This window comes from Pseudomonas sp. G3-19 (assembly GCF_054855875.1).
Window position 1 is genome coordinate 1,639,266 of sequence record NZ_JBMPIQ010000003.1, and the last position, 15,416, is coordinate 1,654,681.

16 protein-coding genes and 1 pseudogene are annotated in these 15,416 nt (G+C 52.7%); 5 read left to right on the forward strand and 12 right to left on the reverse strand.

The genetic code is table 11. The features are described 5' to 3' along the window. Positions 1-39 precede the first annotated feature (39 nt). The 3 genes from ACOYXI_RS07385 to ACOYXI_RS07395 all read left to right on the forward strand — a co-directional run bounded on the left by ACOYXI_RS07385 (position 40) and on the right by ACOYXI_RS07395 (position 3,711). Entirely contained in the window at positions 40-1,752 is a 1,713-nt protein-coding gene (locus tag ACOYXI_RS07385; protein ID WP_461675556.1) for an amidase, read from the forward strand. A 224-nt stretch (positions 1,753-1,976) separates the two neighbouring features. Beyond that, positions 1,977-2,450, forward strand: a complete 474-nt coding sequence (locus ACOYXI_RS07390) for a hypothetical protein (protein WP_134786617.1) — start codon at positions 1,977-1,979, stop codon at positions 2,448-2,450. 289 nt (positions 2,451-2,739) lie between these two features. Further along, the gene (locus ACOYXI_RS07395) at positions 2,740-3,711 is read left to right on the forward strand and encodes a TerC family protein (RefSeq protein WP_461674630.1); all 972 of its coding nucleotides are present in this window, start codon (positions 2,740-2,742) and stop codon (positions 3,709-3,711) included. Between the two features lie 232 nt (positions 3,712-3,943). On the opposite strand, the gene ACOYXI_RS07400 is transcribed toward ACOYXI_RS07395, so the two are convergent. Both ACOYXI_RS07400 and ACOYXI_RS07405 read right to left on the reverse strand, forming a co-directional pair. Beyond that, positions 3,944-5,044: a polyamine ABC transporter substrate-binding protein gene (locus ACOYXI_RS07400; RefSeq protein WP_047598364.1), complete on the reverse strand. Its 1,101-nt coding sequence runs from the start codon at positions 5,042-5,044 to the stop codon at positions 3,944-3,946. Positions 5,045-5,339: 295 nt separating this feature from the next. Further along, positions 5,340-6,761 carry a purine-cytosine permease family protein gene (locus tag ACOYXI_RS07405; protein ID WP_461674631.1) on the reverse strand — a complete coding sequence of 474 codons (1,422 nt, stop codon included), beginning with the start codon at positions 6,759-6,761 and terminating at the stop codon, positions 5,340-5,342. 323 nt (positions 6,762-7,084) lie between these two features. On the opposite strand from ACOYXI_RS07405, the gene ACOYXI_RS07410 reads away from it, so the two are divergent. Further along, positions 7,085-7,570 (forward strand): flavin reductase family protein, encoded by a 486-nt coding sequence (locus tag ACOYXI_RS07410; RefSeq protein ID WP_003225754.1) that lies wholly within the window; start codon positions 7,085-7,087, stop codon positions 7,568-7,570. 159 nt (positions 7,571-7,729) lie between these two features. After that, positions 7,730-8,773 (forward strand): LLM class flavin-dependent oxidoreductase, encoded by a 1,044-nt coding sequence (locus tag ACOYXI_RS07415; protein ID WP_226499109.1) that lies wholly within the window; start codon positions 7,730-7,732, stop codon positions 8,771-8,773. A gap of 62 nt (positions 8,774-8,835) precedes the next feature. Here ACOYXI_RS07415 and ACOYXI_RS07420 read toward each other — a convergent pair whose 3' ends face one another. From ACOYXI_RS07420 to ACOYXI_RS07465, 10 genes and pseudogenes are all read right to left on the reverse strand, one after another. After that, positions 8,836-9,159, reverse strand: coding sequence for a hypothetical protein (locus tag ACOYXI_RS07420; RefSeq protein WP_461674632.1), 324 nt, complete (start codon positions 9,157-9,159; stop codon positions 8,836-8,838). A 36-nt stretch (positions 9,160-9,195) separates the two neighbouring features. Beyond that, positions 9,196-9,741 (reverse strand): hypothetical protein, encoded by a 546-nt coding sequence (locus ACOYXI_RS07425; protein WP_461675557.1) that lies wholly within the window; start codon positions 9,739-9,741, stop codon positions 9,196-9,198. A 159-nt stretch (positions 9,742-9,900) separates the two neighbouring features. Then, positions 9,901-10,302, reverse strand: a complete 402-nt coding sequence (locus ACOYXI_RS07430) for a hypothetical protein (protein WP_461674633.1) — start codon at positions 10,300-10,302, stop codon at positions 9,901-9,903. Between the two features lie 164 nt (positions 10,303-10,466). Beyond that, positions 10,467-10,790 carry a hypothetical protein gene (locus ACOYXI_RS07435; RefSeq protein WP_461674634.1) on the reverse strand — a complete coding sequence of 108 codons (324 nt, stop codon included), beginning with the start codon at positions 10,788-10,790 and terminating at the stop codon, positions 10,467-10,469. Between the two features lie 188 nt (positions 10,791-10,978). After that, on the reverse strand, positions 10,979-11,341 hold the full coding sequence (gene cdiI, locus ACOYXI_RS07440; protein ID WP_461674635.1) for a ribonuclease toxin immunity protein CdiI: 363 nt from the start codon (positions 11,339-11,341) through the stop codon (positions 10,979-10,981). Positions 11,342-12,211: 870 nt separating this feature from the next. Then, complete coding sequence (locus tag ACOYXI_RS07445) at positions 12,212-12,757, reverse strand: hypothetical protein (RefSeq protein WP_461674636.1); 546 nt, start codon at positions 12,755-12,757, stop codon at positions 12,212-12,214. Positions 12,758-12,909: 152 nt separating this feature from the next. Next, positions 12,910-13,449 carry a hypothetical protein gene (locus ACOYXI_RS07450; RefSeq protein ID WP_461674637.1) on the reverse strand — a complete coding sequence of 180 codons (540 nt, stop codon included), beginning with the start codon at positions 13,447-13,449 and terminating at the stop codon, positions 12,910-12,912. Positions 13,450-13,728: 279 nt separating this feature from the next. Then, positions 13,729-14,130, reverse strand: coding sequence for a DUF6911 family protein (locus tag ACOYXI_RS07455; protein WP_461674638.1), 402 nt, complete (start codon positions 14,128-14,130; stop codon positions 13,729-13,731). Then, positions 14,131-14,502 (reverse strand): annotated as a pseudogene (locus ACOYXI_RS07460) (cytidine deaminase-like fold-containing protein); the annotation flags it as partial. Between the two features lie 349 nt (positions 14,503-14,851). Next, positions 14,852-15,319: a hypothetical protein gene (locus ACOYXI_RS07465; RefSeq protein ID WP_183780425.1), complete on the reverse strand. Its 468-nt coding sequence runs from the start codon at positions 15,317-15,319 to the stop codon at positions 14,852-14,854. Positions 15,320-15,416 lie beyond the last annotated feature (97 nt).

Here is a 15,416-nt window from a genome sequence, read left to right on the forward strand (position 1 = left end):
ATGACCCACCCCTTTAGCGAACCTGTCGGCGGTAACAGCATGATCGAAGTCACTGAAGTCTCCATTGCTCAATTACGCGCGGCGCTCGACGCCGGCCAGACCACCGCGGTTGAACTGGTGCAGGCCTATCTGGCCCGGATCGACGCCTATGACGGCCCGAACACGGCCACTGCACTGAACGCCGTGGTCGTACGCAATCCCGAAGCACTGGCAGAGGCCCAGGCGTCCGATGCACGCCGCGCCAAGGGCGAAACCCTCGGCCCGCTCGACGGCATCCCCTACACCGCCAAGGACAGTTATCTGGTCAAGGGGCTGACCGCCGCCTCGGGCAGCCCGGCCTTCGCCGATCTGGTGGCGCATCGCGACGCCTTCACCATCGAACGCCTGCGCGCTGCAGGAGCCATCTGCCTGGGCAAGACCAATATGCCGCCGATGGCCAATGGCGGCATGCAGCGTGGCGTCTATGGCCGGGCCGAAAGCCCGTATAACGCTGCTTATCTGACTGCGCCGTTTGCTTCCGGCTCGTCCAACGGTGCCGGCACCGCCACCGCTGCGAGTTTCTCGGCCTTCGGTCTGGCGGAAGAAACCTGGTCGAGCGGTCGCGGCCCGGCGTCGAACAACGGTTTGTGCGCCTACACGCCATCGCGCGGGGTAATTTCGGTGCGCGGCAACTGGCCGCTGACGCCGACCATGGACGTGGTGGTGCCATACGCCCGCACCATGGCCGATCTGCTTGAGGTGCTCGACGTGGTGGTTGCTGAAGACCCCGACACCCGTGGCGATCTGTGGCGCCTGCAGCCGTGGGTGCCGATCCCGAGCGTCGACTCGGTGCGCCCGGCCTCCTACGCCGAACTGGCAGTGAAACCCAATGCACTGGCCGGTAAACGCCTCGGTGTACCGAAGATGTACATCAACGCCGACCCTGAAGCCGGCACCAGTGAAGCACCGGGTATCGGCGGCCCGACCGGGCAGCGGATCAACACCCGCGCTTCGGTGATCGACCTGTGGAACCAGGCCCGCACCGCTCTGGAAGCGGCCGGCGCCGACGTCATCGAAGTGGATTTTCCGCTGGTTTCCAACTGCGAAGGCGACCGCCCCGGCGCGCCGACCGTGTTCAATCGCGGCATCGTTTCCAAGGAATTCCTGCACCACGAACTGTGGGATCTGTCGGCCTGGGCCTTCGACGATTTCCTGCGCGCCAACGGCGATCCGAAGCTCAATCGCCTGGCCGATGTCGACGGGCCGAAGATCTTCCCGCACGACCCGGGCACCCTGCCCAACCGTGAAGGCGATCTGGCCGCCGGCATGGACGAATACGTGCGCATGGCCCAACGCGGCATCACCCCGTGGGACCAGATCCCGACCCTGCCCGATGGCCTGCGCGGTCTGGAAAAGACCCGCAAGCTCGACCTCGAAGACTGGATGGACACACTGAAACTCGACGCGGTGCTGTTCCCGACCAACGCCGACGTCGGCCCGGCAGATGCCGATATCAATCCGGAATCGGCGGACATCGCCTGGAGCAATGGCGTCTGGGTCGCCAACGGCAATCTGGCGATCCGGCACCTCGGCGTGCCGACCGTCACTGTGCCGATGGGGATCATGGCCGACATCGGCATGCCGGTTGGTCTGACTTTCGCCGGTCGTGCCTACGATGACTCGAATCTGTTGCGTCTGGCCTCGGCATTCGAGGCGACCGGTTCGAAGCGTCAGGTGCCGCCGCGTACTCCGCCGTTGGCTGCCCGCAAGTAACAAGGTGGGTTGGATTGAGGCTCGAAAGGGTCTCAATCCGCTTTCGGCTGCCTTGCCCTGTCACTCATCTCTGCATCAATACAACCCTGCCAACACACTCTCCCCTAACTGGCAACTGACAGTTCTGACAGTAGCGGTCGAACAGGACGGCGAGTAACGTTCTCGCTCGATGGACTTCCATTTGGAAAATCCCTGAAACCGTTGAGCACTGAAGGAACGCAACCATGAGCAATGACATTCTGCTTAAACAACATGGCGTCGATGAAAACTTGAAGCCATTACCCATCGAAGTAAAGCAACAACCCGTTGGCAAATACTACAACGCCAAATTCAATCCTGATTTTCCGTCCATTCCGATTTTCGAACCGAATCTGTTTATTTATGCTTCCTTGTTTCCCGGCACAGTCAGTGTCATCGGCCGATATCACACAGCGGACGATTTCTACCAGATTACTATCATCATTGATCAGAAGCTCGAAAGCGGCACATATCTGATTAAGAAAGATGACAAAAGCCTTGTGCGTGCCAACGTCATTTCCGCTGGAGGGATCATTTCGAGTGACGAGGGCGAAATCAAACTTAAGCGAGACAACATAAAGGAATCGATATACGCAGAATTTGATTTTCAAATAGAGTCCAGTGGAACATCTTACAAAGTAAAGGGCATATTAGAACTGCTGGCGACGGGTCCTCTTTAAAATCCTCCAAAATAGGAAAGTCATTCGCAAACACGCATCAATGCCAAACGGGTAAGTGCCTGCCCGCAGTGTTTGGCAACTCTGCCTTCTAAATTAACTCGCACTGAAATTTCTCTCGTATAAACGCATCAATGCCGCTTGCCATTGCAAAGATGCCTGCCGCAAAAAACGCCAGACACTTCGTTTTTATCGAACTTTACCTGAGGAATATACGATTTTTCCTTGGCATTCACTCCTCGCTAGCATGTCACGGTCTGCCTCCAACGACATAAAAGACAGGGAGATTGCCATGCCCACTGACAATATCAATATCGGCGAACCGTGGATGTGGGGCGCGTTTATCGTCTTCGTCCTCGCCATGCTTGCACTGGACCTGTTCGTCTTCGGCGGACGCAAGGCACACCGCGTTTCAGTGCGGGAAGCATCCTGTTGGGTGATCGCCTGGTGCGCACTGGCCTTGGCCTTCGCCGGGTTGCTCTGGTGGTACTTGAACGGCGAGTTCGGCGCCGAAATTGCCCAACGCAAGACGCTGGAATTCCTCACCGGTTATCTGATCGAGCAGTCACTGTCGATCGACAACATGTTCGTCTTCGTGATGATCTTCAGCTACTTCGCCGTGCCACCGGAATTGCAGCGCCGGGTGCTGCTGTACGGCGTACTCGGGGCGATCGTGATGCGCGCGGCGATGATCTTCGCCGGGGTGTGGCTGGTGTCGCAGTTCGAGTGGCTGTTGTATGCCTTCGGGGTGTTCCTGATCATTACCGGGATCAAGATGCTGATGTTCGCCGAGCAACAACCGGACCTCGAAAAAAACCCGCTGCTGCGCTGGGTGCGCGGGCACATGCGGATCACGCAGGGCTTTCATGGCGAGCGCTTTTTTGTGCTGCAGAACGGCGTGCGCTGGGCCACGCCGATGTTCCTCGTGCTGGTGCTGATCGAGGCCAGCGACCTGATGTTCGCGGTCGACAGCATCCCGGCGATCTTCGCCGTCACCACCGATCCGTTCATCGTGTTCACCTCGAACATCTTCGCGATCATGGGCCTGCGTGCGCTGTACTTCCTGCTGGCAGACATGGCTGACCGCTTTCATTTGCTCAAGTACGGACTGGCAATTGTGCTGGTGTTCATCGGCGGCAAGATGACGCTGATGCCTTGGTTTCATATGCCGGTGGAATGGTCACTGGCGGTGGTCGGCGGGGTGATTCTGGGGTCGGTGGTGTTGAGTCTGGTGATGAGTAAAAACGCGCCACAAAACCTGTAGGAGTGAGCCTGCTCACAATGCGGTGCGACATTCAATAAAGGTGTCGGCTGACCCGACGCCTTCGCGAGCAAGCCCGCTCCCACAGGTGATAGTCAGTGGATGGAGGATCCGGAGCTGGCCGAGATCAAAGGGTGGGAGTGGGCTTGCTCACGAAGGGGCCGGCACATTCAGCATCCATGTTGCCTGGTCCGGCGCCTTTGCGAGCAGGCTCACTCCTCCAGAGGGTGTGCGGCTACTTGTCGGACTTGATGCTGGTCCACACCCGCGTGCGTACCCGTTCGAGTTTTTGCGGTAGTGGCTGGACGACATAGAGGGTTTTCAGGGCCTCAGGCGTTGGCGTCAGGTTTGGGTTGCCGGTGATGTCTTTATTCACCAGCGGCATCGAGTCCTTGTTCACGTTCGGGTAGCCGAGGAAGTCGCTGATCGGCGCAATGACTTTCGGATCGAGCAAGGTGTTGAGGAATTCATGCGCCTCTTCGACGTTCTTCGCGCTCTTCGGAATCGCGAAAGTATCGAACCAGATCGGCGCGCCCTCCTTCGGCAAACGCCAGTCAACCACCACACCGTTGCCCGCCTCTTTCGCGCGGTTGCCGAACTGGTAGAAGCTGCCGGAGTAACCGATGGCCACGCAGATGTCGCCATTGGCGATGTCGGTCATGTACTTGGCCGAGTTGAAGTAGGTCACGTAAGGACGAATCTTCAGCATCAGGTCCTTGGCCTTTTCATAGTCGGCCGGGTTCTGGCTGTTCGGGTCGAGGCCGAGGTAATGCAGGGCCAGCGGCAGAATTTCCGACGGCGAGTCGAGCATCGCCACGCCGCAGGATTTGAGCTTCTCCATGTTCTCCGGCTTGAACACCAGATCCCAGCTGTCCACCGGCGCGTTGTCGCCGAGCGCTGCCTTGACTTTGGCCGGGTTGAAACCGATCAGCACTGTGCCGTACATGTAGGGCACGCCGTACTGGTTGCCAGGGTCATTGGCGTCGAGCAGTTTGAGCAGCGCCGGATCCTGATGACTCCAGTTCGGCAGTTTTGACTTGTCGAGTTTCTGGAACACCCCGGCCTTGATCTGAGTGTCGATGAACTGGTTCGACGGCACCACCAGGTCGTAGCCGGAGTTGCCGGTGAGCAACTTGGCCTCCAGCGATTCGTTGGTGTCGAAGGTGTCCCAGGTCACTTTGATGCCGGTTTTCGCGGCGAAATCCTTGGGCACCGACGGCAGGATGTAATCCGCCCAGTTGTAGACCCGCAGCTCGCGCTGTTCGGCGTGTACCGCGCTGGCCAGCAGCGTCAGCCCACACACGGTGGCACCCAGAATGCGTTTCATCGTGACCATGGTTGTTTCCCCGGAATGCGACGTGAGATCGATGGTTTTTATGTTCTGTACACGGCAGCGGCTGTAAAGGTAGCCAAGGGCAAGCAAAGTCCAGCGTTTTGTTGTGGTTTGATTCTTGCCGACCGCGGAGTCGCGGCACAGTGGGGGATGGGCCAAAAGGGGATCGAAATGGCCAATTTGAATGACCACTGGAATGCGGAGGCTGGGCGAGGATCACTTGTGGTGAGGGGATTCATCCCCGATGGGGCGCGAAGCGGCCCCCTTTACATCTCAAAGGGGCCCGCACTCGCTGATTTCACGACTGCTTCGCAGCCGATCGGGGATAAATCCCCTCGCCACGTTGATTCTGGGTCTGCCCACGTGTGGCGAGGCAGTAATACAGCGGCACCGTCACCACCAGGCCGAACAGCCACGACAGATCCGCACCGTCCACCAGATTGGCGTACGGCCCGACATACAACGAGGTATTGGCGAATGGCAGCTGCACAATGATCCCGATGAAATAGGCAATGATCGCGTGCGGATTGAAGCGCCCGTAAATGCCGCCGTCCGCGCGAAAAATCGAGGTGATGTCATAGCTGCCGCGCTTGATCAGGTAGAAGTCGATCAGGTTGATCGACGCCCACGGCACCAACACCAGCAGCAACGCCAGAATCAGCCCGATGAACTGCGAAATGAAATTCGCCGAGGCACCCAGCGCCACCACGCAGCAACCCGCCAGCACCACACTCGACAACGCCACGCGCACCTTGATGCTCGGCGTCCACTGACTGGCGAACGTCTGGATCGAGGTGATGATCGACAGCACCGCGCCGTACAGATTCAGCGCGTTATGGCTGATGATGTTGAGCAGGAACAGCACCATCAGAATCGGCCCCAGCCACCCGGTGGACTGCTTGACTGCGGCCATCGCCTCGGTGCCTTCCGGCGTCGCCAACACCGCCACGGCGCCAAAGCTGAACGACAGAATCGTCCCCAGCGTCGCGCCCAGATAAGTGGCCCAGAACGGTTTGGCGATGCCGATATCCGCCGGCAGGTAACGCGAATAATCGGACACGTACGGCGAGAAGCTGATCTGCCAGATGATCCCCAGCGACACCGTCGCCAGCCAGCCCGACAGGTTGAAGCTGCCGCGCGTCAGGAAGTCTGCCGGCAAGTCGTGGGCGAAGATGTAGATGAAACCGGCGAGCAATGCACTGCCCATCACCCAAGTGCCGATGCGGTTGAGCGTGTGGATGAAGTTGTAGCCGATCACGCCAATCGCCGTGGCCGCCAGTGCGCCAATCAGAATGCTCAGCGGCGCCGGTACCGAAGGTGCGATGCCGACAATCGACTTACCGGCCAGCACGATGTTGGAAATGAAAAAGCCGATGTAGATCAGCGCCGCAAAAAACACGATCAGCAGTGCGCCGTAACGCCCGAACTGGCCACGACTCTGAACCATTTGCGGAATGCCCATGCGCGGCCCCTGCGCCGAAGCCAGTGCGATCACCACGCCGCCGATCAGGTGCCCCAGCGCAATCGCCAGCAGGCCCCAGAGCAAGTCGAGATGGAACACCTGAACCACCATGGCGCCGGTGACGATGGGCAGTGGCGCGATGTTGGTGCTGAACCATAAAGTGAAAAGGTCGCGGGCCTTCCCGTGGCGTTCCGCGAGTGGGACGTAGTCGACCGTGTGATTCTCGATCAACGGATCTTGCCGGGACATCTGGGACATATTCATGAACTCGAGTTTGTCTGTTCTTATCTTTGTATGAAGCCAAACCGGGGGGACTCTGGGTCGCCCCTCAGATGCAGACCATATTATGGTATTCCAAACATTTCACAAGACTGATCCGTAGTTTACGGCGCTACCTGATCCGCCATCCTCCCTGATTCTGCGGCCTGCAGGCCAGCCAGAAACCCAATAAATGCTGAGTTTCCGACGAAAGCACCACGTTTATCGGTTCAGCCTAAAAGCTCTTGCAAAGAAAAAATACTGGTATACCATCAGACCAACAAATACATAAAAATCGCGTCACAACACCCGAGGACCGTCCAATGATCGATGCTGCCATCTACAAACAAGTCATGGGCTCGTTTCCGTCCGGCGTCACCGTCATCACCACGCTGGACGATGACGGCCAGATCGTCGGCCTCACCGCCAGCGCCTTCAGTTCACTGTCGATGGACCCGGCCCTGGTGCTGTTCTGCCCCAACTACAGTTCCGACTCCTACCCTGTGCTGATCAAGAACAAGCGCTTCGCGATCCACGTCCTGTCCGGCGGCCAGCAAAGCGAAGCCTATGCCTTCGCCCGTAAAGGCAAGGACAAGGCGCAGGGCATCGAGTGGACGTTGAGCGAGCTGGGCAACCCGATCCTGGCCAATGCGACGGCTATCATCGAGTGTGAGTTGTGGCGCGAATATGAAGGCGGCGACCACGCGATCATGGTCGGCGCGGTGAAGAATCTGATCGTCCCGGAGCAGCACACCGGGCCGCTGGTGTATTGCCACGGCAAGATGGGCGCCCTGCCCGTTCTGGCTTGAGCAAAATTTCACCCCCACACAAATCCACTGTGGGAGGGGGCTTGCTCCCGAAGGCGATGTGTCAGCCACCAGAGATGTCGATTGATCCAGCGCCTTCGGGAGCAAGCCCCCTCCTACACAGTTTTGTAGCCTCAACAACAAAAGATCCGAGGAAGCGTCATGAAATTTTCCCTGTTCATCCACATGGAACGCTGGGACGAAAGCGTCAGCCACCGCCAACTGTTCGAAGACCTGACCGAACTGACCCTGATGGCCGAGGCCGGCGGTTTCAGCACCGTGTGGATCGGCGAACATCACGCGATGGAATACACCATCTCGCCGAGCCCGATGCCACTGCTGGCCTACCTCGCCGCCAAAACCACCACCATCCACCTCGGCGCCGGCACCATCATCGCGCCGTTCTGGCACCCGCTGCGGGTGGCCGGTGAATGCGCGCTGCTCGACGTCATCAGCAACGGACGCATGGAAGTCGGCCTGGCCCGTGGCGCCTATCAGGTCGAATTCGATCGCATGGCCGGCGGCATGCCCGCCTCCAGCGGCGGTCAGGCCCTGCGCGAAATGGTCCCGGTGGTCCGCGCCCTGTGGCAAGGCGACTACGCCCACGACGGCGACATCTGGAAATTCCCCACCTCCACCAGCGTGCCGAAGCCGATTCAGAAGCCTAACCCACCGATGTGGATCGCCGCCCGCGATCCGGATTCGCACAACTTCGCCGTGGCCAACGGCTGCAACGTGATGGTCACGCCATTGATGAAAGGTGACGAAGAAGTCGTCGACCTGAAGAACAAATTCCAGACCGCACTCGACAACAACCCCAACGTCCCGCGTCCACAACTGATGGTGCTGCGCCACACCCACGTGCACTCGGCTGACGACCCAGAAGGCTGGAAAGTTGGCGCCAAGGCGATCTCGCGTTTCTACCGCACCTTCGATGCGTGGTTCGGCAATAAGGAAGTACCGGTCAACGGCTTCCTCGCCCCGAGCCCGGAAGAGAAGTTCGCCGGGCGTCCAGAGTTTGAGCTGGAGAGCCTGCACAAGACGGCGATGATTGGTACGCCGGAAGAGATTATTCCGCGGATCAAGTATTACCAGGAACTGGGGGTGGATGAGTTCAGTTTCTGGTGTGATAACAGCTTGCCGCATGCGGAGAAGAAGAAGTCGTTGGAGTTGTTTATCAGGGACGTGGTGCCGGCGTTTCGATAAACACTTAGCCGGTTCAGCCCGGTAAATGAAAACGCCCCGATAGAGTTCGGGGCGTTTTAGTTTTACGTGGACTCATCGTCCCAAAAATTTCCGGCAGGCGCATATTGTCCATCTCGGAAAACGGCGCACCAACCAAAACTTGGGCAAAACATTTCAAGATCAATGATCTGGTAAAGGCCTTCGCCAATTTTGCTCAAGGTAATCAGACTATTGGCATAGTGGGTGTATTGACCACCCGCCCCGGCGACCGCATGTCGTTCCAGCTCCTCACAATTCCAGCCAGATACGATCCCCGGACGATTCAGGAACTGTATCCGAGAAGGAGATTTCGAATTGCGTTGAAACTTTGCAAAGGCACGGAATCCGTCGCTTTTTGAGCAAATCATCAGTGATCAGGTTGTCAGGGAAATCAATGGTTAATTTCAAACGGGTGGGGCTCCGATGAGAACACTTTGATCCGGCCGGCTAACATCGTAAACATGCTGCTCGCAACCCTGCCCGACAAACTGAAACTCCACCAGGTAGACCTTGCTTCGTTCCGGCGTAAAGGTACTGATCAGCGGCCCGCAGCTGTATGTATTGCCGGTGCCCATGCCGTTGGAACGCCCCGATACCTCAAAGGGTTCGTCAGCATTGGCTTGAGTTTCCAGCTGAGGGAAGTGCTTGAACGTGGCGCTATTGGCCGCTTCGTTAAGCTTGGCGATCCAGCCGAACACCTTGCCTCGCCCGGAATCCACCACAGTACCCAGCACTTCCATTCGTTGATCGCGATCTGAAGCCCGGCGAACCGAGAACTCGACAGGGTATGTGTAGCCTGTCGAGTTCATGATGACTTTGGCGTGTTGTGCATCTGGCGTTACCGTTTTTTGCTGAAGTTGGACACCCTCCTTTAAAAGACTGGGGGAAGAGTCTCTGACATGGGTGTTGCAGCCTGAAAGTATGAGAAACAACATAAACAACAATGGCATTTTGGCCAATTTTTGACACTCCGTTCCAGCGTTACAACGGCCCAACACTGACAATTGAGCCCACGAAGATTCACGAACCATCAACGGGTAATTGAACGGCTCAATAACCCACGTCACCAGAACCCGCGGCGACGTGCTCCCTGTATCGCGACACTCCTCTTATAACCCGCCCAGAAGGTTCTTGTATTTCTCACAAACTGAACTGTGGGAAAGAATAGAATCGTCCACGTCATTTAAAACACAAGGCCAAGCTTCCGCAAAACTCAAAAAAACCTTCAAGTAAATTAACTTCGCATGCTCGGTATGATCGAGGTTAAGCTCAATCATTACCTGCGGCTCCTCCTCCAAGACATCCTGCCACCCTTGCAGATCTTCGGCATCGTAAAATTCTTCAAGAACATCTTTTGAATGCAATGCCAGCCAGATTTCCGAATTGCCCTCGCTAACGCCGCCCCGAAAGGGCTTGCCGGAACTCACGAACCCACCGTGCGCCAAGATGATTTCTTTGAAGTCTTCTGTGTTCAACTTTTCTGATGAAATGATCATTGCCGATAACGACATGGTTATAACCCTCCTCTGCTTGCACCATACAAAAAGAGCTGATCCAAAGTATTTATCACCTTGACACCTAATTTCTCGTAGGACTTTATCTGCTGGGGTTAACGGGGACAGACCACATTTTAGGAGTGCTTTCCAAACGTGGTCTGTCCCCGTTTACTCGTCAGTTATTTCACGCCATAGTAACTGTAAAGATCGGCATCAGGCCAAAATTTGTCATATGCGGTTAATGTGCTTCGCAGGGCCTCGGTCCGAGGATCCTCAGAAGGATTCATCTTTAAAATTACAAATTCTTTAATTTCGGGCCACTGAAGCTCACGCATACAAAATGCCACAACTTCAAATGGCGAGCTCCTAGACATTAAAATCAATTTAAATCTATCTATAAAATCTTCTTTATAGTCAGGATGTTTTTTTATAAATTTCAAAATACTTAACAAGGACATCTCGTATGAAATTTCTAGCTCTTCACCAAAAGCGGCCATAGCCATATCGCAAAGCTCAACAAACTTTTTAATAACGTCATTAATTTCGGCACCCAGGCTTCTTTTCTGGAATTACTAGGATCTGGCACCCATACTTTTTCTATATATTTCCCTCCCACATTAACGGTTTACGGGGACAGACCACATTTTCAAAACGCTTTCTAAACGTGGTCTGTCCCCGTTTACTCCCGAAACTAGAAAGAGATCTTATCCAAGAGCTCTTTTACTTCCGCAGTATCTTCAGGATGGTGTTGAAGATATTTCTCACAAGCTAATCTAATGTATTCAAAGCAAACAGCCTCACTCACGACAACTGTATCTTCATCTTTAGGCGGATAGCCATAAGCAAATTCAACCCCTTCAAAATGCTCCTCATCAAATGGACTATTTTCATCAGGGAAGTTACAGTACGCCCCATCCGTACTGAAACCCCACTTCTTAACGATATAGCCAACCGCTTCAACGAAGTAGCCATCATTATACATTCTATCGAAATACACTTTAACGGCCCAATAAGGATCTGACTCACCGTGTGGCTGACCGAACAATTCTTTCATAAGCACCTTACCTTTACTTCGGGTGGAAGTTTGTCACCATCCCTGTAGCTTTATCTAAATACACCCTAAAGGTGACGCTTCCTGCAAGACAGGTTAACGGGGACAGACCACATTTTCGGAGTGCTTTCTAAACGTGGTCTGCCCCCATTTACCTTTTTCAGTTAGATTTGTGATCTTTTACCGCCGAAAATAAATCTGTTACCTTTCCCTTCACCTTACTTGTCACCTTTATCTTACTCCAACCCGATCAACATGGAGAGGATTGCGGCTAACCACCAGGCTTGTTCTGTTGCCTGGCTTTCCATATCCCGTGGATCGTTTTGATCAACAGGTAAAGGACTGCCGCCATCGCGTAGACTCCAGCTCCTTTCAATACACGCCATACGCTCGCATAACTGTACAACCAAACTCCGTCTTTCAGGTAAACGAAAATGGCTCCGAACGACACGGAGAGTAAACCCACTGCAACAAACAGCAGATAACAGAGGATGGAAACCCGAATGAAGGTTCCCACTCCTATTTTTTCGGGCTTCACTTTTTACTCACCACAGTTTGAAAAATGGGGACAGATCTATTTCTCAAAAATAATACCCTCAATTTTAATCCCATTTCTTATACGCGCAACCAGGTCAATCACTTCAACAACCTCAAACTATAAATATCATAACCAAAAGAATGGGAGCGAATTGATTTTTAAAATCAGGCCTAAAACCCTTATCAAAAACTCAAAAACAAATTTTTCACTATCACCCTCTTTTAGCCACACTCACAACCTCTATCGGATATTGATCCACCACCTTTAAATTGTCATAAAGTCAACTATAAAGCCGATTAAAAAACAAATCCACCTCACAACTTCTTGCAATCTGATCAGACGTAAAATCCAATACATCCGACACGACCACCCCCCCCTCTAAGCTCCTCGGGGAAATCATCAATATTCGCATACACAGTTGGCATTAGGTAGCGGAAATAATCACCCATTTCAGTTTTCCCACTATACCCAACAGGATAATCCTCACCTTGAATACTACCCTCCACTGCATGATAAACGTAAAAACCCTTTATCGAAGGAATTGAGCACTCTGATAACTTTTTATCAAATGCAGATCTCTCCGCAATTACTGACTCGACCTCTTCACGAGACTTATCGCTCCCAAATCTACAGACTGAATACAAATCAAGGATTGCAAGTCCTCTTTTGTTTTCTGGATAACTGACAACCCCCGACGATTCTTCCCACATATACTCATTTAATCGGTCAAGCTTCCCCTCTAACTCCGACACTTGCAGTAAAATCATGGGAAGTTTTCCAAAACAGTTATTTACCATAACGGCTACAAATCCGTTTTTATCCATGGCAAACCACGTAATTATTTCGCCAAAACCTGGCTGCCAATCTATATTTAAAGACATCACTTTCTCTCCGGCCAAACAGGATTAACGGGGACAGCACACATGTTCGGTGTGCTTTCTAAACGCGGTCTGTCCCCATTACTTACGATTTACCCCCTGAAGTACCAGCCAACGGTGGTTTCGGCGTAAGGCTAGCCCACTCTTTTGCACCGTTAGTTTATCGAGACTTCCTCCAACTCAACTCCCTTCAACTGAGCTTCCTCTAGCACTGAAAAATCATCAGATTTGTCATGTAACCCATGGGATACTACAAAACTCTTGCCGTCTGAAAAAATAAAACGCAAGCCTACTTCACTAGGGCGCTGGCTCTCTATCGCACTCATGTGCATACGCTTAAGTATCGTTACATTGCTTACACAACGGCCGATCAATCGCCTCCAAAAAACAGTAGAGAACCTTCCAGACTCAGAGATAGCGAACAGTTCACTCATCACTTCCAAAGAGGCCGGACCTTGACCCGCAACCCTCGCTGCTTCATCCCAAACGATGACACTATTCAGAGAAGGATCACTAGAAAAGCCAAGAATTACGCCATCCTCAAAATAGACAGCTAAGGGTCCGGCAGTTAATGAGAAGGCTAATTCATCCTCGATACCACACTGCACAGAAACTTCCGAGGCAGGCCACCAGCTATACCTAACAAGCTTGGAGACGGGCTTGCCGGTGAGCCGTCGAAGAAGCTCAATTGTCATAGACGGTATCATTGAAGTCATATGCTTAGTACCTATTTAAACGAACTATTCTCCTGTGCTGCCTGATTCAACAAATCGATCATTCGAAGATTATTTTTTGACGACGCAGCATTAAAATTCACAAATTAAAAAAGGGGGCAGATTTATTAAATAAAATAAATCTGCCCCTTTTTTAATAAATTCGCCACTTTTTTGTCTTCCACCCAATCCTCACGGATGAATTGACGATCTGCATAGCAGCTCCACACCTAACTCTTACTCTACTTGCACACTCTCACTCTAAACACTTAGCACTAATGAGCTCACATTACCAGAACTTAAAAATTCTTGAAAACAAGAAATAACAACTCCTATATCTCTTGTAGTCAAACTGGCCTGATAGCAATCACCCAGAACGTCAATCCGCTTGGTTCCAGCTGACGTATTATTAAGGGTACGCACGACGTGTCCCCCATCATCCAGGTATTGATTCAACATCAGAAGATAGTTTCCAGAATCAGCATAAAGATTAATTTCGTAAGGCCCAGTTTCAGGAACAGGGGTAACAGACAACGAAATGACGCCATCGAATTTACTATACTCAAATATAATGGATTCAACATCTTCCATAGTCGGCTGATGAACAAGAGGAATTTGCAATCTACCGTGCTCAGGACTAAGAGTACACCCTCCGATTACCATCTATTTCTTCTCCTTAATGGACTTCATACCTGGCTCCCAGTAGTAGTTTTTCGGCAGTCCTGTTTTATCATCTATAGCGCTTACGGTTAAAGATTTCAACTCAGCCTTTTCTGCGGCAGCGGCTGTGTCGCCTTTGCAGAATCCGCATACATCCTTTCCAGCGACGGTCATGGACATATCCGCTCCGGTGGTTTTACCAGCGCTATACGCTTGCTAAATCACTCCGATTTCAGCGTGGGCATCTTTCATATTTCCATTTGGATAAAGCTTGCCAGAGTTCGTAGCGGCTTTGTCCGCAATTCTATCCGTGATCAACGAAGGTATTTTTGGGTCCACCTCATTAGGCGGATGAGAGGTTTGATTGACGTCTTGGAAGGTCTGTCCTCATACCGTTCTCTCAGCGTCCACTTTGGGTGCAGCTCCCTAAGCCGTTCCACTTATTACATTCTCTGGGTTAACGGGGACAGACCACATTTTCGGAGCGCTTTCTAAACGTGGTCTGTCCCCATTTACCTATTTTTGGGTCCGCCTCATTAAGCGGACGAGAGGTAGACCATAGGTAGTCAGGGGGGTGCAAAAGGGGTGCAACTTGAGTCCTGAAAGGATGCACTTGGGAGCAAAAAAGATGTAAATAGATAGAAAAAAGGGTGCAGATCGGGTGCAAAAACACCGGCGCCAGGCCGGTGTCGGAAGTGCCAATACAAGCCAAGACTTCTACAGTTCATTGGCTAGAGATATTCAATTCTGAGAATTTTTTACGAATATACTCAGTTAACCCAACCAAGTCTTCAAAGGCAATAGAGCCAAACTCAGGCTCATACTTGGCAAGATAGCTTTCAGAAGAGCACCCTAAAGATTTGGCTTTAGCCTCTACTTCCTTAATATATGCAGGCTCAACTACCCAATTCATGCCAGAGGACGCATAACGCTCACAACCTGTCAGCACCCAAGAAATCAAGCCATTATATGAACCAATCACCTCATTCAAAATAGAGATAACATATTCATTTTCTTTTTCAAATCGAAAAGCTATATATGGAGGAAATCTCGAACGATCCTCTCTTTCAAAATGATCACCCATCCAGACCTCTGGATTACGTTGCCCATACTTTCTCCACTCAAGTGCATTAAAGTCATGAAGAATATTAAGCAGCTCACCTTCCGAGTCTAAAATCCTAGTCACACCCATTACTTCAACCCCTTCAACTTATCAAAGATCGACACTCCGCCCGGGTTAATATTTTTAATATGCTGTTCCCAATCCCCTTTAGGAATAGGGTTGAACG